At 72.9% G+C, this 18,980-nt stretch carries 15 protein-coding genes; 3 read left to right on the top strand and 12 right to left on the bottom strand.

The window, feature by feature from the left end; translation table 11 throughout:
* Position 1 precedes the first annotated feature (1 nt).
* Complete coding sequence (locus ABIC52_RS05605) at positions 2–3,412, bottom strand: pyruvate carboxylase (protein ID WP_354026834.1); 3,411 nt, start codon at positions 3,410–3,412, stop codon at positions 2–4.
* 60 nt (positions 3,413–3,472) lie between these two features.
* Between ABIC52_RS05605 and ABIC52_RS05600 the strand changes: the two genes are divergently transcribed.
* On the top strand, positions 3,473–4,285 hold the full coding sequence (locus ABIC52_RS05600; protein WP_058729211.1) for a ParA family protein: 813 nt from the start codon (positions 3,473–3,475) through the stop codon (positions 4,283–4,285).
* 697 nt (positions 4,286–4,982) lie between these two features.
* Here ABIC52_RS05600 and ABIC52_RS05595 read toward each other — a convergent pair.
* From ABIC52_RS05595 to ABIC52_RS05565, 7 genes are all read right to left on the bottom strand, one after another.
* Entirely contained in the window at positions 4,983–5,543 is a 561-nt protein-coding gene (locus tag ABIC52_RS05595; RefSeq protein ID WP_258375423.1) for a MerR family transcriptional regulator, read from the bottom strand.
* Between the two features lie 199 nt (positions 5,544–5,742).
* A complete protein-coding gene (ftsR, locus tag ABIC52_RS05590) occupies positions 5,743–6,447 on the bottom strand; it encodes a transcriptional regulator FtsR (RefSeq protein ID WP_209824803.1) in 705 nt (234 codons plus the stop codon).
* Positions 6,447–6,926: an FHA domain-containing protein gene (locus ABIC52_RS05585; RefSeq protein WP_126890729.1), complete on the bottom strand. Its 480-nt coding sequence runs from the start codon at positions 6,924–6,926 to the stop codon at positions 6,447–6,449. The genes ftsR and ABIC52_RS05585 overlap by 1 nt, the downstream gene beginning before the upstream one ends.
* Before the next feature lie 192 nt (positions 6,927–7,118).
* Positions 7,119–8,717 carry a chitinase gene (locus ABIC52_RS05580; protein WP_354026833.1) on the bottom strand — a complete coding sequence of 533 codons (1,599 nt, stop codon included), beginning with the start codon at positions 8,715–8,717 and terminating at the stop codon, positions 7,119–7,121.
* Positions 8,717–11,143, bottom strand: coding sequence for a glycosyltransferase family 2 protein (locus ABIC52_RS05575; RefSeq protein ID WP_354026832.1), 2,427 nt, complete (start codon positions 11,141–11,143; stop codon positions 8,717–8,719). The genes ABIC52_RS05580 and ABIC52_RS05575 overlap by 1 nt, the downstream gene beginning before the upstream one ends.
* Positions 11,144–11,654: 511 nt before the next feature.
* Entirely contained in the window at positions 11,655–12,635 is a 981-nt protein-coding gene (locus ABIC52_RS05570; protein ID WP_209676767.1) for a FecCD family ABC transporter permease, read from the bottom strand.
* A complete protein-coding gene (locus ABIC52_RS05565; RefSeq protein ID WP_126890733.1) occupies positions 12,632–13,684 on the bottom strand; it encodes a FecCD family ABC transporter permease in 1,053 nt (350 codons plus the stop codon). The genes ABIC52_RS05570 and ABIC52_RS05565 overlap by 4 nt, the downstream gene beginning before the upstream one ends.
* Positions 13,685–13,872: 188 nt before the next feature.
* On the opposite strand from ABIC52_RS05565, the gene ABIC52_RS05560 reads away from it, so the two are divergent.
* Complete coding sequence (locus ABIC52_RS05560) at positions 13,873–15,366, top strand: S1C family serine protease (RefSeq protein ID WP_354026831.1); 1,494 nt, start codon at positions 13,873–13,875, stop codon at positions 15,364–15,366.
* A 37-nt stretch (positions 15,367–15,403) separates the two neighbouring features.
* Here ABIC52_RS05560 and ABIC52_RS05555 read toward each other — a convergent pair whose 3' ends face one another.
* Together ABIC52_RS05555 and ABIC52_RS05550 are read right to left on the bottom strand one after the other, a co-directional pair.
* Positions 15,404–16,561, bottom strand: coding sequence for a hypothetical protein (locus tag ABIC52_RS05555; protein WP_354026830.1), 1,158 nt, complete (start codon positions 16,559–16,561; stop codon positions 15,404–15,406).
* Positions 16,562–16,681: 120 nt separating this feature from the next.
* Positions 16,682–17,017, bottom strand: coding sequence for a hypothetical protein (locus tag ABIC52_RS05550; protein ID WP_238638090.1), 336 nt, complete (start codon positions 17,015–17,017; stop codon positions 16,682–16,684).
* Positions 17,018–17,067: 50 nt separating this feature from the next.
* On the opposite strand from ABIC52_RS05550, the gene ABIC52_RS05545 reads away from it, so the two are divergent.
* Positions 17,068–17,430 (top strand): RNA-binding S4 domain-containing protein, encoded by a 363-nt coding sequence (locus tag ABIC52_RS05545; RefSeq protein ID WP_354026829.1) that lies wholly within the window; start codon positions 17,068–17,070, stop codon positions 17,428–17,430.
* Here ABIC52_RS05545 and ABIC52_RS05540 read toward each other — a convergent pair.
* Complete coding sequence (locus ABIC52_RS05540; RefSeq protein WP_194074860.1) at positions 17,424–17,789, bottom strand: hypothetical protein; 366 nt, start codon at positions 17,787–17,789, stop codon at positions 17,424–17,426. The genes ABIC52_RS05545 and ABIC52_RS05540 overlap by 7 nt on opposite strands.
* On the bottom strand, positions 17,789–18,724 hold the full coding sequence (locus ABIC52_RS05535; protein ID WP_126890737.1) for a J domain-containing protein: 936 nt from the start codon (positions 18,722–18,724) through the stop codon (positions 17,789–17,791). The genes ABIC52_RS05540 and ABIC52_RS05535 overlap by 1 nt, the downstream gene beginning before the upstream one ends.
* Positions 18,725–18,980: the final 256 nt, after the last annotated feature.

The raw sequence follows: 18,980 nt of genomic DNA, 5'->3' as shown, positions 1-18,980 counted from the left end.
GTTACTGCAGCACCACCAGGAGGTCGCCGGCGTCCACCTGCTGGGTCGCCGGGATCGCGAGACGGCCGACGGTGCCCGACACGGGCGCCGTGATGGCCGCTTCCATCTTCATCGCCTCGATGCTCGCCACGGCCTGACCGGCCCGGACGACGTCACCGACGGCGACCTTGAGCGTCACCACACCGGAGAACGGTGCGGCGACGTGCTTCGGGTCGGACGGGTCGGCCTGCTCGGCCACCTTCGTCTCGACCTCGACCGAACGGTCGCGGACGGTGACCGGGCGGAGCTGCCCGTTCATCGTCGTCATGACCGTGCGCATGCCCCGCTCGTCGACCTCACCGATCGCCTCGAGCCCGACGAGCAGGTCGACGCCGCGACCGAGCGGCACGACGTGCTCCTGACCGGGGCGGAGGCCGTGGAGGTAGTCGAGGGTCGGCAGGACGGACAGGTCGCCGTACTGCTCGCGGACCTGCTCGAACTGCCGGGTCGGCTGCGGGAAGAGCAGTCGGTTCAGGGCCTGCTGCCGCTCCGGGCCGGGGGTGGCGAGCGCGGCGCGCTCGGACTCCGGCACGGGGGTCGTCCCGAGGTGCACCTCGCGCCCCTCGAGCACCTTGGAGCGGAACGGCTCCGGCCAGCCACCCGGCAGGTCGCCGAGCTCGCCGGCCATGAAGCCGATGACCGAGTCCGGGATGTCGTACTGCTGCGGGTTCTGCTCGAAGTCGTCCGGGTCGGCCCCGACCGCTGCGAGCTGGAGGGCGAGGTCGCCGACGACCTTCGAGGACGGCGTGACCTTGGTCGGACGACCGAGGATGCGGTTCGCCGCCGCGTACCAGTCCTCGACCTGCTCGAACCGGTCGCCGAGGCCCAGCGCGATCGCCTGCTGCCGGAGGTTCGACAGCTGCCCGCCGGGGATCTCGTGCTGGTAGACGCGGCCGGTCGGGCCGGGCAGACCGGACTCGAACGGCGCGTAGGCGCGACGGACCGACTCCCAGTACGGCTCGAGTGCGCCGACCGCGGCCAGGTCGAGCCCGGTGTCGCGCTCGGTGTGCGCCAGCGCCGCCACGAGTGCGGACATGCTCGGCTGGCTCGTCGTGCCGGCCATCGGCGCCGCCGCGACGTCCACCGCGTCGGCACCCGCCCGGCTCGCTGCCAGGAGCGTGGCGAGCTGGCCGCCCGCGGTGTCGTGGGTGTGCACGTGCACGGGTTGGTCGAACCGCTCGCGCAGCGCGGCGACGAGCCGCTCGGCGGCGCCGGCGCGGAGCAGCCCGGCCATGTCCTTGATGCCGATGACGTGCGCGCCGGCCTCGACCATCTGCTCGGCGAGGCGCAGGTAGTAGTCGAGCGTGTAGAGGTCCTCGGCCGGGTCGAGGAGGTCGCCGGAGTAGCAGAGCGCCGCCTCGGCGACGGCCGTGTCGGTCGCGAGCACGGCCTCCAGGGCGGGTCGCAGCTGACTGACGTCGTTGAGTGCGTCGAACACGCGGAAGACGTCGACGCCGCTCGCGGCGGCCTCGGCGACGAAGGCGTCGGTGACCTCGGTCGGGTACGGGGTGTAGCCGACCGTGTTCCGCCCGCGGAGCAGCATCTGCACGGGGATGTTGGGGATCGCCGCACGGAGCGCCGCCAGGCGTTCCCACGGGTCCTCGCCGAGGAAGCGGAGGGCGACGTCGTAGGTCGCCCCGCCCCACGCCTCGACGCTCAGCAGCTGCGGGGTGAGCCGGGCGACGTGCGGCGCGACGGCGACCAGGTCCTTCGTCCGGACGCGCGTGGCGAGCAGGGACTGGTGGGCGTCGCGCATCGTCGTCTCGGTGACGGCGAGGGCGGTCTGGGCGCGCAGGGCTCGTGCCCACTCGGCGGGGCCGACGCGCTGCAGCAGGTCGCGCTGGCCGGACGGCGGCGCGACGGACAGGTCGACCGCCGGCAGCTTCTCGCTCGGCTCGACGGTCTGCGGGCGACGCTCGCCGTTCGGCTTGTTGACCGTGACGTCGGCGAGCCACCCGAGCACCTTCGTGCCGCGGTCCTTCGACACGTGGCCGCCGAACAGCTGCGGACGCTCCTCGATGAACTGCGTCGAGACGTCGCCGCGCGCGAAGTCCGGGTCGTCGAGCACGGCCTGCAGGAACGGGATGTTCGTGCTCACCCCGCGGATGCGGAACTCGGCGAGGGCGCGCTTCGCCCGGGCCACGGCCGCCGGGAAGTCCCGCCCGCGGCAGGTCATCTTCGCGAGCATCGAGTCGAAGTGCGGGCTGATCTGCGCGCCCGTCGCGACGGTGCCGCCGTCGAGGCGGACGCCGGCGCCGCCCGGGCTCCGGTAGGTCGTGATCCGCCCGGTGTCCGGCCGGAAGCCCTGCGTGGGGTCCTCGGTGGTGATGCGCGTCTGCAGCGCCGCACCGTGCACGGACACGGTGTCCTGCGACAGCCCGAGGTCGGCGAGGGTCTCCCCCGCGGCGATGCGCATCTGCGACTGCACGAGGTCGACGTCCGTGACCTCTTCGGTGACGGTGTGCTCGACCTGGATGCGCGGGTTCATCTCGATGAAGACGTGCTGACCCGCCCGCTCGCCCTCGGTGTCGAGGAGGAACTCGACGGTGCCGGCGTTCACGTAGCCGATCGACCGGGCGAAGGCGACGGCGTCACGGTGGAGCGCGGCAGCGACGGCCGGGTCGAGGTCCGGCGCCGGAGCGATCTCGACGACCTTCTGGTGGCGGCGCTGCACGGAGCAGTCGCGCTCGAAGAGGTGGATGGTGCCGGCGTCCGTGCCGGTGGCGTCCGCGAGGATCTGCACCTCGATGTGCCGCGGACGCAGGACGGCCTGCTCCAGGAACATCGTCGGGTCGCCGAACGCGCTGTCGGCCTCGCGCATCGCCGCTTCGAGCGCCCCGCGCAGTTCGGCCTTCGTCTCCACCCGGCGCATCCCGCGACCGCCACCGCCGGCGACCGCCTTCGCGAAGACCGGGAACCCGATCGCGTCGGCGCCGGCGAGCAGCTCGTCGACGTCACGGCTCGGCGGGGTACTCGCGAGGACCGGGACGCCCGCGGCGATCGCGTGCTCCTTGGCGGTGACCTTGTTGCCCGCCATCTCGAGGACGTGCTCGCCGGGTCCGATGAACGTGATGCCCGCTGCGGCCGCCGCGGCGGCGAGGTCCGGGTTCTCGGACAGGAAGCCGTACCCCGGGTAGATCGCGTCGGCGCCCGACTCGCGGGCGACGCGGATGATCTCGGACACGTCCAGGTAGGCGCGCACCGGGTGCCCCGGCTCGCCGATGACGTACGCTTCGTCGGCCTTCAGCCGGTGCAGCGACCCGCGGTCCTCGTGCGGGTAGACGGCGACCGTACGGGCACCCAGCTCGTACGCGGCACGGAACGCGCGGATGGCGATCTCGCCACGGTTCGCCACGAGGATCTTGCTGAACACGACGTCCCTTTCAGCCCGGGTTGAGGTGTCACAACCCTACTGGCGGTAACGTGGCTCACCGTGCATGTACTCAGCGTGAGCTCCCTCAAGGGTGGTGTCGGAAAGACGACGGTGACGCTCGGCCTGACTTCGGCCGCGTTCGCCAAGGGACTGCGCACGCTGGTGGTGGACCTCGACCCGCAGTCCGACGTCTCCACGGGCCTCGACATCGACATCTCCGGCCACCTCAACGTCGCCGACGTCCTCGAGAACCCGAAGGAGAAGATCGTCCGCCAGGCGATCGCCCCGTCCGGGTGGACGAAGGGCTCGCAGGGCAAGGTCGACGTGCTCGTCGGATCACCGTCCGCCATCAACTTCGACGGCCCCCACCCCTCCATCCGGGACATCTGGAAGCTCGAGGAGGCGCTGGCCAACGTCGAGCAGGACTACGAACTCGTCCTCATCGACTGCGCCCCGTCGCTGAACGCCCTCACCCGGACCGCATGGGCAGCTTCGGACCGTGTGACCGTCGTCACCGAGCCGGGCCTGTTCTCCGTCGCCGCTGCCGACCGCGCCCTCCGCGCGATCGAGGAGATCCGCCGCGGACTCTCCCCCCGCCTGCAACCGCTCGGCATCATCGTGAACCGGGCCCGCGTGCAGTCCCTGGAGCACCAGTTCCGCATCAAGGAGCTCCGGGACATGTTCGGGCCACTCGTCCTCTCGCCGCAGCTGCCCGAGCGGACGTCGCTGCAGCAGGCCCAGGGTGCGGCGAAGCCCCTGCACGTGTGGCCCGGCGAGTCCGCGCAGGAGATGGCGAAGAACTTCGATCAGCTGCTCGAGCGGATCATGCGCACGGGCAAGATCGGCCCGTACGCCGAGGGCGGCGCCGCCTAGGCCCTGTCGAGCTGCGTCGGCTGTCGAGCGGGCGACGTCCGTCACGGTCCGCGGTACCGCGCCTGTCGAGCGGGCCACATCCGTCACGCTCGGCGGCCGTGAGCGACGATCCCTGCCCGCGCGACGACGACCCCGCGGCGTGTCCTGCCCACTCGGGTCGGGGCCTGCTCGACCCGTCGCACGTCCGAGCCGTCGCACGTCTGGCCTTTCGTACGTCTGAGCCGTCGCTGACCGAGATCGGCCGGGGCTCCGTCCGTCGTGGTCGCACGACATGCCGTCGGCACAGGAGCTGAGCGGCAGGTCGTGCGACCACGACCGACAGGTGCGGCAAGTCGTGCGCCCGGAACGACAGGCCGTGCTGACTCGGAGGTCGATCGCCGCACCTCGGCTGGCGGCTCCCGGCTCCGAACGCCGGACGCCAGACGCGCCGGAAGCCAGACGCCGGACGTGCCGTCGATCATGCCGCACCGAGCGGGCAGAACACGCCGTGCGTCGGACACCGAGCGGGTTCGAAACGTCGTCGGGGCGGCGTGAGCGTGACAGATCGTGCACGCTCAGAAGAGAGCCCTGCGACAGGGACGCCGGGGCGTCGCGAGCGTGACAGATCTTGCACGCTCGCGGGAGCGCTCGACACCGACGGGCAGCCGGAAGACGGGCCCCGTGACGACCAGGGGCCAGTGCCGGCGGGGCCGAGCGGCTAGGACGCGCGGGTGGCCCGGCGGGCGGCGAGCTCGTCGGCGGGATCGGCAGCCGGGGTCGCGTCGAGCTCGACCAGGGAACTCTCGACCTCGCGCAGGACCTTGCCGACGGCGATGCCGAACACGCCCTGGCCGCGGGACACCAGGTCGATGACCTCGTCGTCCGAGGTGCACAGGTAGACCGACGCACCATCGGACATCAGCGTCGTCTGGGCCAGGTCGGACACGCCGGACTCGCGGAGCTGGTTCACCGCGGTGCGGATCTGCTGCAGCGAGATCCCGGTGTCGAGGAGTCGCTTGACGAGCTTGAGCACGAGGATGTCGCGGAAGCCGTAGAGCCGCTGCGATCCGGAACCGGCGGCGCCGCGGATGGTCGGCTGCACGAGCTCGGTGCGGGCCCAGTAGTCGAGCTGGCGGTACGAGATGCCGGCTGCTCGGGCGGCGACGGTGCCGCGGTAGCCGTTCTGCTCGTCGTGCTCGGGGAGACCGTCGGTGAAGAGCAGGCCGAGGTCGTACCGAGTCATCTCGGACTCGGTACCGGGGGTGTCAGTCCCACTCATGTGCATGCCTTCCACGACGTTCGAGCTCTCACCAGAAGGTTCAACGACGGGTTGAGAGTTGTTCCGAGGTCCACGGTAGCGACTCGGGCAGCGTCTGCCCGGCACATCCGCACCGGCGCGTCCGGCGTGTCGAGGATACGCCCCGACCACCGACGGTCGACAGGGGTCACCCGCGCGCTCGGAGTCGCCCGGCGGACGCTCATGCGTCGAGTCGGCCGATCGCCGCGCGGACCAGGTTGGACCGGACGACCTCGAGCTGTCCGGCGATCTCCCGCGCGAGCTCCGTCGCCTTCGCCCGCGAGGTGGCATCGCCCCGGCGGGAGACCGGCATGAGCGCGGACTCGATCAGCCCGACCTCGCGCTCGACGACCCCGCGCATCGTGCGCAGGTGTCGCGGCTCGATCCCGGTGCGCTGCAGCTCGACGAGGGCCTTCAGCACGGCCACGGCATCGTCGCCGTAGGTGTCCGCAGCGGGAAGCAACGACGCGGAGACCGCGTCGTTCAGGAGCATCGGTGAGGCGCCCGCGGCACGGACGGTCTCGTCGCGGGTGTACCGGCGCTCACGACCCAGGATGGACGGCTTCGGGGCGTCGCCACCACCGGGCAGGACGGGTTCGCGACCGGCATCGAGGTCGGCGAGGTAGTCCTTGATGACCTTGAGCGGCAGGTAGTGGTCGCGCTGCAACCCGAGCACGATGCGGAGCCGCTCCACGTCGGCCGCCGAGAACTTCCGGTAGCCGCTCGCGGTGCGGATCGGCGTGACGAGCTCCCGTTCCTCGAGGAAGCGGAGCTTCGAGCTCGACAGGTCGGGGAACTCGGGCTTCAACCGGGCGATGACCTGCCCGATGGTGAGCAGGTCCGGTACCGCAGCACCGGCCCGGGCTGCGGCGGACCGCGCAGCCACTACGCGGTCGCCAGGCGCGCCAGGTCGACCCGGGATGCGTAGAACGTCAGGCGGAACTTGCCGACCTGCACCTCGGCACCGTCGGTGAGCAGCGCCTCGTCGATGCGCACACCGTCGAAGTAGGTGCCGTTCAGCGACCCGTTGTCCTTGACGCTGAAGGCCGTGCCGTGGCGCAGGAACTGCGCGTGCTTGCGGGACACGGTGACGTCGTCGAGGAAGATGCTGGCGTCGGGGTGTCGACCGGCCGTCGTGACGTCCGAGTCGAGGAGGAACCGCGCGCCGACGTTCGGGCCACGCCGGACCACCAGCAGCGCCGAACCCGAGGGCAGGGCGTTGATCGCCTCGCGCTCCTCGGTCGAGACACCGGACTCGGCCGTCAGGGCCGTCCCCATGTCCATGCTGAAGGTCAGGGTGGTGTCGACCAGCCGCTGTTCCGGAGTCTTCTGACCGCCCGGCTGCGGTACCACTGGCTCTGGCATCGTGGACCTCCTCCTCTTGGCGCACCAGCGTATCGGAAACGGGTGACCTCGCGGGAGCCCCGAACGGGGCTGGGGACAACTCGGGAGCACGCGCACAGCGAACACACCGACGCGACCCAGCTCACGGACGGGAGGCACGGGGCGGGCCTGCACCGTGCCTCCAGTCCGGAACGTGGTCGCGGGAGTGCGCGATCAGGGCGCGGGCGTCGCCGTCGCGGTGGCTGACGGAGCCGGCTCCCCAGAGGCGAGCCCGTCCAGTATCCGGCGCACCTCGGCGTCCTTCAGCCGTACCCAGGGCGACCCGTCCGGGTCGCTCGTCGACGCCTCGGGGCTGTCGCCCGTGTTCCACCACTTCGACTGGTAGGGGATCCCCTGGAACAGGACGCGCGCTCCCGTGTCGTACTGCGTGGTTCCCGACCACGCGGCGTAGGCCCCTGCGGGCAGGGTGAGCGGTTCCACGGGCTTCTCCCCCGGCAGGACCGGTCCGATGATCTGCCACGGCGTCTCGTACGCGCTGAGCACCGGGTCGTCGGGCAGGTCGCCCGACGTCCACCACTTCGCCCCGTAGACGTTGTGGTGCCACACCACCTTCGTGCCCTCGAGGTACGAGGCGTCCTGGTCCCAGACCGGGTAGGGACTGGTCTTCGGGTCGTCGGTGGGCTGCTCGGTCGCGGACGGCTCGGCCTCGGTCACGTCGGAGGCCGCCGCGACGATCCCGCCGCCGAAGCCCTTGCCGAGCACGTCGGCGAAGAGCACCCCGTGCTGGTCGACCCCGGAACACGAGTTCGACACGGTCGACAGGTTGACGTAGTTCGAGCCGCACGTGGTGTCGCGGTTGAGCGACCACATCGACATCCGGCCCAACCCGCGGTCACGCGCCCAGGCGTTGAGCTTCCGGGCGTCCGTGAGCGAGAACACCTCGTCACGGACGTCGTTCTGCCCGATCATCGGGGTCGCACCGACCTTGTGCCAGAGCGTGCTGTCGCCGAGGGGCGTGCCCGCGCGCTGGTACAGGACACCGAGCTGCCGCTGGACCTCCAGCAGCGCCTGCACCGACGCCGAGTACATGCTCTGGCTCGACCCCTTCGCCTCGCCGTAGTCCATCGTCATGGCGTTGACACCGGCGAGGTCCACACCGGCGGCGAGGAACTGCGCCACGGCGGTCGTGCCGTCGGACGTCAGGCCCGAGGGCGCTGCCGGCAGGGTGAGCCAGACCGCGAGCGGGTGGCCGGCTGCCCGGCGCTCGTCCTGCAGCGCCGCGACCGCCTTCGCGCGACGCTCCCCCGCGGCGCGGTTCGTGAGGTCGTCGCCCTCGACGTCGTAGTCGACGGTCGACAGGTCGTAGCGGTCCACGACCTTCCGGTAGGCACCGAGGAGGTCGGACGCCTTCGTGCAGGTGGTGGCGAGCTCGTCGTTGGCCAGGCCGCCGAACGACACGCCGACCTCGCCGTGCTGCTGCTGCAGGCGGGCGACGCGGCGGTCGAGGTCGAGCTGGTCCGCCGCACCCTGCAGTGAGTAGTAGGACCCCCACGTCGGCGAGCAGGCGTCGTCGTGGTCGGCGACGACGAAGGACAGCATGACGTTGCGTCCCTTCGCCGACTTGACGTCCTCGAACGCGAAGGCCGGCGTCGCGGTGACGTCCGTGTAGGCCGCGAACCACGCCGGCTCCCGCTCGGTCGCCTGGGCCGCGTGCCAGCGGTCGAAGCCGGCGTACCCGGCGACCGAGACGGCGGCGGCGACCACGACCGCGATGGTGACCCGGACCGGGGAGAGTCGTCTCGTCGTCGACATCAGGCTGCGCTCCGTTCCTGGCGGGGGCCGGCCGAGCCGGTCTGGGTGGTGGACGAGATCGGGCGGACGTCGGCCGCACCGACGACGTCGGCGTCGTGGCGGACGGGCAGGTTGCCGCCGCCGTGGCCGAAGTACAGGACCGCGTGCCAGTCCTCGGTGACCGGCTCCGGGACGGGACGGACACCGCCGCGACGACGTCCGTGCCGACGGTCGGCACGAGCAGCACGGCGGACGGCACGACGGGCCGCGCGCGCCGACGGGTCGTAGTACATCCAGCGGGTGGCCCACAGCCAGAGGTCGACCACGGAGTTCCACACGCCGATGTAGGCGACGATCGCGTAGGTGGCGAGGAGGGCGTTGAAGGCGGCGAAGACCGCGTTCCCCCAGTTCTGCGCGCCGTAGTCGCGGACGAAGGTGAAGACCGAGAACGCGACGATCGCGTAGGGCGCGAGGACGTAGAGCGCCGGCGAGGCGGTGCGGTCCCGCACCTTCGGCGTCCGGGCGAACGGGATCTTCTTCGCCGTCAGGGCCTGCTGGATGCTCTTGAGCACGCCCGCGACGTTCACCGGCGTGAGGATGAGGTTGAAGCCGTAGATGCGGAAGACGTCCGTGCGCTTGTACCCGCAGTACTTCAGGTCGCTCGACAGCAGCCAGAAGTAGGGCAGCGCGGCGAGGAGCACCATCGGGCTGAGCAGGCGCGAGTCGTACGGGTACGCGAGCAGGAAGACGAGGCCGAACGACGCCCAGGTGATCGACGCCATGTAGTTGACGCGGAGCGCCATCTCGACGAGACCGACCCGTTCGCCACGGGCCCGGCGCTCGCGGACCTGCCGGACGTACTTCGGCAGGATGAGGAGCCCCCCGTTCGCCCAGCGGCGGCGCTGGACGACGAGCGACCCGAAGTCCGGGGGCGTCGCGCTGTACGAGAGCCGCTCCGGGTAGTTCACGAGCGTCCAGCCGTGCATGCCCAGGTCGACGCTCGACTCGGTGTCCTCGATCACGGTGCGGTCCTGCACGTAGCGCTTCACCTCGAAGCCGCCGACGGTCTCGACCTCCTCGATGTCGCGGAGCGCCTGGGTGCGGATGACGGCGTTCGCCCCGACCCAGAAGGTGGCGTCGTAGCGGGACATCCCCTGGTGGAGGATGTGCTGGATGTCGGTGGTGGCCCCCGCGAGCCGTTCGATGCGCGTGGCGGCACCGCGGAAGGACGAGTACGGGGTCTGCGTCACCGCGACCCGGGCGTTCTCCGGCTGCTCGAGGAAGTAGACCAGGCGCAGGCAGTAGTCGCGGAGCAGCACGGAGTCGGCGTCGAGCGTCAGGAGGTAGTCCGAGGCCGGCACCACGAGGTCGGCCGCTGCCGGGTCGGCGACGGTGCGCAGGACGGTGCCGGACGCGGTCTCGTCGAACGCGTACGCCCCACCCATCAGGCCGATGTAGGCGTTGAGGTTCATCGCCTTGTTGGCCTCGTCGGACAGGTTCACGTACCGCTTGCGCTCGAAGGTGGTGAGCTCGGCCGTGAAGGTCCACGCGAGGCGGCGCTGCAGCTCGAGCGCCCGGGCGGAGGTCACCTCGCTGAAGTCCTGCCCGAGTGCGACGGCATCGGCGATCGCGGCCTCCAGCGCCTCGGCGGTGAGGCGGAACTCGTCGGCGAGCCCGACGAGCACCTGGTCGTGGAAGAAGCGGTCGACGTGGTCGGCGACCTCGTGCTCGCGGGCGTTCCGACGGAGCCACGCGTCGGCCCAGCGGTGGTGCTCGACGAGGGTCCGGAGGGCGTGCGTGCTGGCGAACGGTGCCGCGTCCGCCTCGACCTCGGCGGAGAACAGCGCCTCCTGGAACCGACGCGAGGGGGCATCGAGCTGCGCCTGGATGCGGCCCGCGACCGCTCGGGTGCGCTCGAGCTTGTCGAGCGTCGCCGGGTCGGACGGGAAGGGGGCGTCGTCGACCAGCAGGACGATCCGCAGGGACGGGTACTCCTGCAGCGCCGCCGACCAGAGGGTGGTCGCGACGACGTCGGGCTCCTCGGCGTAGCTCGGCACGAGGACGGTCACGGGGGCGTCGTGGCCGGTCGCGAAGTGCCGGTCGAGCTCGGCGCGCGGGACGCGGACGTGGGTCGCGAAGCGCTCCATCGCGCCCTGGCGGGCCACCAGGTGCATGAGCGCGGAGAACGTCAGGAAGGTGACGACCACGAGGTACGAGACGGCCTCGGTGGTGAAGCGGAAGCTCTCGGTGCCGTAGTCGAGGAACTGGCGGATCACGGTGTAGACGACGTACGCCAGCCAGAAGGCGATGGTCAGGATGATCGCCACGCGTCCGGACACGAGCTTGCGGTCGGAGGGGCGTGCGTGCAGGGTGTCGAGCGGACGGGTCCGGCGCTCGGCCCCCCACTGACGACGGCGCATCGGTGCGCCGGCAGACGGTTCGGGCATGGCAGTCCTTCGTTCCTTCCGGACCAGCGCTCCGTCGGGTCGGGCGCTGTCGGGGGTCCGGTCGGTCGGGACGACGGTACGAGGGATCGCGCCGGACGCCGACACCCGTACGGGGGGTCCGGGCGGTTGTGTGCGGGATCACGCAGCCGCGTGCGGCATCGCGTGGCCGCGGCGCGGATCCCCGCACGGGCCGTCGGGTCGAGTCGGTCGGCGCCGCCGCATGCTGCCGTCGGCCGACGGACGGACGGCAGGTGCCCCCTCGCGACGCCACCACGTGACGGACGGGAGGCGCGGCACCGGCCCGCACCGCGCCTCCCGTCCGCCGCGGCGCCCGTTTCGTGCACCCGTTCCTTCCCAAAACGGGTGGGATGCCTTGCGGGAACGGGCGTACCTGGTGTTCCAGGACGACCAGGTGTGCCCGGAACGACCAGGTGTGCCCGGAAGGACCAGGTGTGCGCGGAACGACGGGGTGCGCCTGGAAGGACCAGGCACGACCGGGACTGTGCGGCGCCTACCGCCCGCGGGCGAGCAGCCAGAGCAGGTAGGGCGCGCCCACGACACCCGTGACCACGCCGACCGGCAGCGCGTTGCCGGGGATCGCGAACTGCGCGACCAGGTCGCTCGCGAGGGTGACGACCGCACCGACCGCGGCGACCGCACCGAGCGCGACGCGACCGTTGCCGACGAGGCGGCGCGCGATCGGCGCGGCCATCAGCGCCACGAACGCGACCGGACCGGCCGTCGCGACCGCACCCGCGGTCAGGCCGACGGCGGTGAGCAGCAGGAGCACCTTCGCCCGGTCGGGGCGGAGGCCGAGGGCGGCGGCCACCTCGTCGCCGAGCGCGAGGACCGTCAGGCGCCGGGACTGCGCGAGGGCGGCGGCGAGGAGCACGACGACGGCGACCGCGAGGATGCCGACGAGCGTCCGGTCGACGGCGTTCAGGCTGCCGGAGAGCCAGAGGAGCGCGGTGCCCGCCTGCTGGACGGTGCCCGCGGTCAGCATCCAGCCGGTGATGCTCAGGCAGATCGCGGCGACGCCGATGCCGACCAGGACGACCCGGTTGCCGGTGATGCCACGACGCCAGGAGAGCAGGGCGATCACGAGCGCCACGAGCACGGCGCCGACGACCACGGACCCGAAGAGCACGCCGCCGCTCGCCCCGACGAGCACGATCGCGGTCAGCCCGGCCGCGCTCGCGCCCGAGGTGATGCCGATGACGTCGGGGCTCGCGATCGGGTTGCGGACGACGCTCTGCACGATGCCGCCGGCCGCACCGAGGGCCGCCCCGACCAGCACGGCACCGGCGACCCGGGGCCCGCGGAGCTGCCCGACCACGAAGTCCGAGACGGTGTCGCCGTGGCCGACCAGGGCGCCGGCGACCTGCAGCGGCGAGAGCGGGATCTCCCCCACCCCGAGCCCGACGAGCACGAGGGCGACCAGGAGCACGAGGACCGCGCCGAGCACGGCGAGCTCGCGGCGGACCGCGGTCACAGGCCGGTCACCACCCGCGACCGCACCAGCCAGATGAAGACGGGTGCGCCGATGAGCGCGGTCACGATGCCGACCTGCAGCTCCCCCGGGTACGCGACGACCCGGCCGATCACGTCGGCGACGAGCAGGAGCGCGGGTGCGACGAGGGCGGACAGGAGGATCGTCCAACGCTGGTCGGGTCCGCTCAGCCGGCGGACGGCGTGCGGGACGGCGAGGCCGACGAACGCGATCGGACCGGCGGCCGCCACCGCCGACCCCGCGAGCAGGACCGTCACGATGCCGCCCACGACACGGACGAGGACGACCCGCTGGCCGAGCGACGCGGCGAGCTCGTCACCGAGCGCGAGGGTGTTGAGGGAGCGTCCGAGCCCCGCGGCGACGACGAGCCCGACGAGCACGGGGACCGCGACGACACCGGCGGTGCCGAGGTCCTTCCCGGCGAGCGCACCGACCTGCCAGAAGCGCAGCTGGTCGAGCAGGCTCTGGCTCGACACGAGGACCGCCGTCGTGATCGACGACAGGGCTGCGGCGACGACCGCCCCGGCGAGCGCGAGCCCGACCGGCGACAGGCCGCGACGGGCGACGGCGGCGATGCCGTAGACGAGCAGTGCCGCGAGTCCGGCACCGACGAAGGCGAACGGCAGGTAGGCGGCGGTCCCGCTGATGCCGAACACCGCGATGCCGACGACGACGGCGAGGGCCGCTCCCGCGTTGATGCCGAGGATGCTCGGGTCGGCGAGCGGGTTCCGGGTCACCCCCTGCATCACGGCGCCGGCCACCCCGAGCGCGGCGCCGGCCAGCAGCCCGACGATCGTGCGCGGCACACGGTTGCCGAGGACGATGAGACCCACCTCGTCGTCCCGGTGCGGGTGCAGGACGACGTCGAGGACGGTCCCGAGCGGGATCGGGCGCGAGCCGAACGCCACGGAGAGCGCCACGGCCACCACGAGCACGGCGACCCCGAGCAGCGCCGCCCCGACGAGGCGGGACCGCGTGGCGGGTGCCGGGCGGGGCCGGACGGCGGGGGTGACGGGTGAGGACGCGCGCATGGGAGGTGCGGCAAGCCTAATCCCGCACCTCGTTCGGCGGCTCCCGAGGAAGCCCGGAGCAGCCACAGGGCCCGTTCATAGGGTCGTCTTGGGTTCGGCTCCTGTACTGGTCTCCGTCGACACCCGACCGGGTCGTCGAGGAGCACACCGCCACCCCCGGGTGGTCGAGGGACGACCGGAGAGCACCGATGAACGAGAACCCCGCCGACGACCAGCGCGCGACCGACCGCCCCGGCTGGGAGGCCCCGCACGCCGACCGCGACACCCTCCGCCCCGCCTACGCCTTCGACGGCAGCGGCCCGTGGCTGTACGGCACCGACGGCTCGGGGCCGTACGCCTACACCCCGGACGGCCGTGGCCCCTACCTGGTCGGCAGCGCGGCCCTCGGCGGGACGACCGGCACGACCGGTACCGCGCACACGGCCACCGGCCCCACCGCTTGGGGCTGGACCTCGGGCGCTGCTGCCGCGAACCACCCCGCGGCGAAGCGACCGCGGCGGCTCGGACTCGTCATCGGCTCCGGTGTCGCGGCGCTCGCGATCATCGGCGCGGCCGGCGGCACGGCGCTCGGGCTGTCCTCGCAGGGCACCACGACCACGTCGAGCCAGTCGCAGGGCACGACGACGCTGCCCGGCGGCGGCTCCGGCACGAGCGGCGGCACGAACGGCTTCACCGTCCCCGGGTACGGGAACGGCTCGGGCGGCGACGGCACCAGCGGCAGCGGCAGCTCCGGCACGGGCACGGGCACGCAGACCGCTGCGACCCCGGCGACCGCCGCGCAGAAGAAGGGCATCGTGACGATCGACACCGTGATGAACTACGACACCTCGTCGCAGGCCGCGGGCACCGGCATGGTCCTCACCTCGGACGGCTTCGTCCTGACGAACAACCACGTCGTGCAGGGTGCGACGAGCATCAGGGTCACCGACGAGACGACCGGCAAGCAGTACCAGGCCGAGGTCGTCGGCACCGACGCCACGCACGACGTCGCGGTGCTGAAGCTGCAGGACGCATCCGGCCTGTCCACGGTGACGCTCGACGACGACGGCGAACCGTCGACGGGTGACGCCGTGACCGACGTCGGCAACGCGGAGGGCACGGGCAACCTCGTCGCCGCCGCGGGCACGGTCACGGCGCTCGACCAGGACATCCAGGTGCAGAGCGAGTCCGGCACGGGCACCGAGTCGCTGCAGGGCCTGATCCGGGTCGCCGCGCAGATCGTCCCCGGCGACTCCGGCGGTCCGGTCCTCGACAGCGAGGGTGAGGTCGTCGGCATGGCCACCGCGGCGTCGTCCGGGTCCGCCGAGGTCACCGGGTACGCGATCCCGATCACGACCGCGAAGGCGATCGCCGACAAGATCCTCGCCGGAGAGTCCTCGGACACCGTCACGATCGGCCTGCAGGCGTTCCTCGGCGTCCAGGTCGGATCGAGCGCGACCACGCAGACCACCGCGGGGGTCCCGGTCGCCGGGACCGTCGACGGCTCGGGTGCGGCAGCGGCGGGTCTGGTCGCCGGCGACACGATCACGAGCATCGACGGCACCGCCGTCACGAGCAACGACGCGCTGACGTCGGCGATCCGCTCGCACGCCGTCGGCGACCGCGTGCAGATCGGCTACACCGACGCAACGGGCGCGGCGCACACCGTCACCGTGACGCTGACCGCAGGCCCCGCCGCCTAGCGAGCAGCGCCAGCGAGCGGCAGCAGGGGCAACGACGTCAGCCCAGCAGCGCCCGCACGAGGGACCGGTACACGTTGGCCGGGGAGTCGGACCGGAAGGCCGTCTCCCCGGCCTCCGTGCGTCCGATCCGCGCGAAGCCGATCCCCTCGGCGTGCACGACGACGACCGGCGTCGGTCGTCCCGGCCGACGGATCGACGAGACCGTCCACGGCGCCGCCCAGAAACGGGCGAGCCGGGGGTCGGCCTCGGCGACGGCCGCCGGCAGGTCGGGCGCGGTCCCGGCGTCACCCGTCCTGCGGGACAGAAGGTCGGCGTTGAGCGCCCCCGTGCGGAAGGGGAAGGTCCACGACGGGCGGATGCCGAGCCTCCCGGCCGCCAGCGCGACCACGCGCTCGACCGGCAGACGGGCGACGGTGCCGCCCGTCTGGTCCGTCCCGTCCACGACGGTCTCCGACCAGGCCTGGAGGCGCGTGGTCCGTCCGTCGGGCAGTCGCTGCTCCAGGGTGACCGGCTGGGTGTCGTCGCCCCACGGGGCGATGAGCTCCTGCGTGGGCTCGGGGAGCGTCCCGAGGCGGCCGACGAGCCCCGTCTGCACGAGTTCGCGCCCGGCGGGCGAGCGCAGGAGCATCGGGTCCCACCGGCGTCCGGCCAGGCTGCGGAGGGTCCGGAGCGCATCGGCTCCGAGGTGCGTGCCGTCGAGCTGCGGGACCGGCACGGCGACCGGCAGCGTCTCGAGCTCGCGCTGCGGGCGGGACGGTGCGGGCTCCGTCGCGCGGACGGACTCGAGCACGGCCGAGACCAGGTCGTCGGTCTCGAGCATCCGGGCGAGCGGCCGCTCGATGGTCAGGTCGACACGGTGCCGACCGGTGACGAAGAGCAGGTGGGCACCGGCGACGTCGCCCTCCTCGTCGGGGCGGACGTACTCGACCAGGCGGGCCGGCGCACCGGCGGTCGTCCACGGGTCGCAGCCGATGAGCCGCAGGCCGTCGACCGATCCGGGCAGGCGCTCGAGCAGGCTGGTGTGCTCCTCGGCGATCGTCCGTTCCGAGGGGCGGGAGCGGACGGTCAGCACGACGTCGTCACCGGTCAGGCGGAGGTCGGCCTGCGGGGCGTCCTCGCGGCGCCAGCGGTCGGGACGACGGAGGGTCAGGCGGGAGGTTCGGTCCTCGGTGCCGAGCGGGACGGGGACGGCCATGGGTCGAGGCTACGTGGCGGCGCCTGCGGGGACGGCGACGGCTCGCCGGTGATGAGCGCCGCCGGGATGCGACGGGCCACGGGGGCTGCGGCCGTGCCGTGCCGTGCCGTGCCGTGCCGGTCAGCGTCGGCGTGGGCGGGGCGCAGGTGGTGGGGGCACCGGCTTCGCAGCGACGACGTCGGCGAGCAGGACCTCGACGGGTCCTCGCCGGGTCTCGATCGTCAGCGTGTCCGCGGTGCGTGCGATCAGCGTGCCGAGGGCGTCCTGCGCGCCGTCCCCGACCCGTGCCCGCACCACGAGCCGGTCGCCGAGCGACGCGTCGCGCAGCACGCCGAGCGCCAGCGCTCGCGCCAGGGCGTCCTGCCCACCGGGAGCGCCACCGATCGGGGGCCGGCCGTCGGGGGCCTGGCCGTCGGGGAGCTGTCCGTCGGGGTCCGGCTGCCGCGGTTCCTGCACGGGTCGAGCGTAGGGGCTGCTCGCAGGGCCGGTCCGCCTAGGGTGGTGGGATGGAGAAGGCGCGCGTGGACAGCTGGATCTGGGCGGTGCGGATCACGAAGACCCGCTCCGCCGCGACCAACGCGTGCAAGGCCGGGCATGTCCGGGTCAACGGTGAGCGCGCGAAGCCGGCGCAACCGATCGGCCCCGGGGACGAGGTCCGGGTCCGCCAGCACGGGTTCGACCGCGTGGTCGTCGTCCGGGGCATCATCCTCAAGCGCACGAGTGCGATCGAGGCGGCGAAGCACTTCGAGGACCGGACCCCGCCCCGACTCCCCCGCGAGGAGGCCGGCTTCGTCCCGACCCGCGACCGCGGTGCCGGGCGTCCGAGCAAGCGGGAGCGTCGCGACCTCGAGAAGCTCCGCGGCTACTGACGGGTCTGCGTGACGTACCGGTCGAGGACGACCTCGAAGTGGTCGGCCTCGACCGTGACCGGCTCGCCGGTCCACGGTGCTTCGAGATGACCGTCATCGTGCTCGTCGAACCCGCGGAGCGCCCGGCCAGAGGGGATGCGCTGCACGCCGACGCGCGTTCCGTGCTCGGTGACCGCGAAGAGCGCCACGATGCGTCCGCGGAGCTCGACGATGCCGTCCGGGGTCTCGTGGTGTCGGGACTCGTCGTAGCGCGGGCCCGGCCCGAGAGCCGTGAACGACGCGACGGTGTCGAGTTCGTGTGCCGGGCCGCAGCACTCGTGCTCCCAGCCGCCGACCTCGACGACGACCTCCTCACGCATCAGACGAAGCGGACGGTCTGCTGCAGGCGGTCGCGGATCTCGAACACGTCGACGGAGCCCTCCGGGGAGAACACCCCGTTCAGGACCTGCCCGAGGGCGCTCCGTCGGACCACGAGCGCGGTGGGCTTCCGCGCCGGGCCGACGACCTGGACGTCCTCGTCGACGGCGGAGTCCGGGACGACCATCAGGCGCCCGGTGAACTTGACACGGGTCTGCTTCTGCACCGCCCGGGCCGCCCGCACGAGTTCCTTGACCGGGCGCTCCCCCGGCGCGAGGGTCTCGCCGGCGATCTCCCCGTGCTCGACGCGCACCGGCGCACCCCAGTCGATCGACTCGACGGCCCAGAGCCCGCTCGGGGTGAGGACCGCGTGGTCGAGCTTGCCCTCGGCACCGGCGTCGAGGTCGTGCCACACGGACACGCCGATGCCCATCTCGGACACGATCGCCGCCGTGGCTTCCTCGGCCAGGGCCTCGGCGAGCAGCCGTCGGATGTGGCGAGGCGCCGAACGCACCAGCGCGGGGTCGTACGGGTCCTCGATCGGGTCGCCGAGGCCGACCCACTCGCGCTCGGCCTGCAGGAAGACCTCGCGGGACCGACCTCCCGGGTGTCCGTGCGAACGCGCCCGGGGCCGGGAGTCGCGCCGGGCCGTCGGGGGTGCGAACGTGCCGTCCTCGTCGTGCGCCCACACCGAGGAGCCGGACGGGGTCCGGGGTGCCGAGGCGCGCGAACCCGCGTCGTACGCCCGCCGAGCGGCCGGCGTCCCGATGCGCTCCCATGCGATCTGCACCTGACGGAAGCGCCGGGCGTCACCGCCGAGGTCGGGGTGCGTCTCGCGGGCGGCCCGACGGTAGGCGCGACGGAGTTCGTCGTCGTCGGCGGTCGCGGGGACGCCGAGGACCTCGTACGGGGTGGCGTCGGCCGGGCTGTCGGTCATGGCCCTGCGACACTACCGGCTGCAGGATCAGAGTCCGCCGCGCGTGCGCTGGGAGCTGCCGGGAGGCGCGGTGCACGTCCGGCGCGTGCGTTGCGTGCGCGAGACGCCGGCGTCTGTGCGGGACGCCGCGGTTCGACGAGCCGGTTCCCTGCCCGAGACGCCGGCGTCCGCCCGAGACACCGCGGTTCGACGAGCCGGTTCCCTGCCCGAGACGCCGGCGTCAGGGCGAGACGCCGTCCGCCGGCCGAGACGCCGT

Origin of the sequence: Curtobacterium oceanosedimentum (assembly GCF_040545555.1) — a bacterium.
Taxonomy (GTDB): domain Bacteria; phylum Actinomycetota; class Actinomycetes; order Actinomycetales; family Microbacteriaceae; genus Curtobacterium.
This window is presented reverse-complemented; position numbering and strand designations above follow the sequence as displayed.

Coding starts and splice junctions, on each gene's coding strand:
- ABIC52_RS05595 (WP_258375423.1), bottom strand. CDS start 5,543: ATGAGTGGGACTGACACCCCCGGTACCGAGTCCGAGATGACTCGGTAC.
- ABIC52_RS05585 (WP_126890729.1), bottom strand. CDS start 6,926: ATGCCAGAGCCAGTGGTACCGCAGCCGGGCGGTCAGAAGACTCCGGAA.
- ABIC52_RS05580 (WP_354026833.1), bottom strand. CDS start 8,717: ATGTCGACGACGAGACGACTCTCCCCGGTCCGGGTCACCATCGCGGTC.
- ABIC52_RS05575 (WP_354026832.1), bottom strand. CDS start 11,143: ATGCCCGAACCGTCTGCCGGCGCACCGATGCGCCGTCGTCAGTGGGGG.
- ABIC52_RS05565 (WP_126890733.1), bottom strand. CDS start 13,684: ATGCGCGCGTCCTCACCCGTCACCCCCGCCGTCCGGCCCCGCCCGGCA.
- ABIC52_RS05560 (WP_354026831.1), top strand. CDS start 13,873: ATGAACGAGAACCCCGCCGACGACCAGCGCGCGACCGACCGCCCCGGC.
- ABIC52_RS05555 (WP_354026830.1), bottom strand. CDS start 16,561: ATGGCCGTCCCCGTCCCGCTCGGCACCGAGGACCGAACCTCCCGCCTG.
- ABIC52_RS05545 (WP_354026829.1), top strand. CDS start 17,068: ATGGAGAAGGCGCGCGTGGACAGCTGGATCTGGGCGGTGCGGATCACG.
- ABIC52_RS05540 (WP_194074860.1), bottom strand. CDS start 17,789: ATGCGTGAGGAGGTCGTCGTCGAGGTCGGCGGCTGGGAGCACGAGTGC.
- ABIC52_RS05535 (WP_126890737.1), bottom strand. CDS start 18,724: ATGACCGACAGCCCGGCCGACGCCACCCCGTACGAGGTCCTCGGCGTC.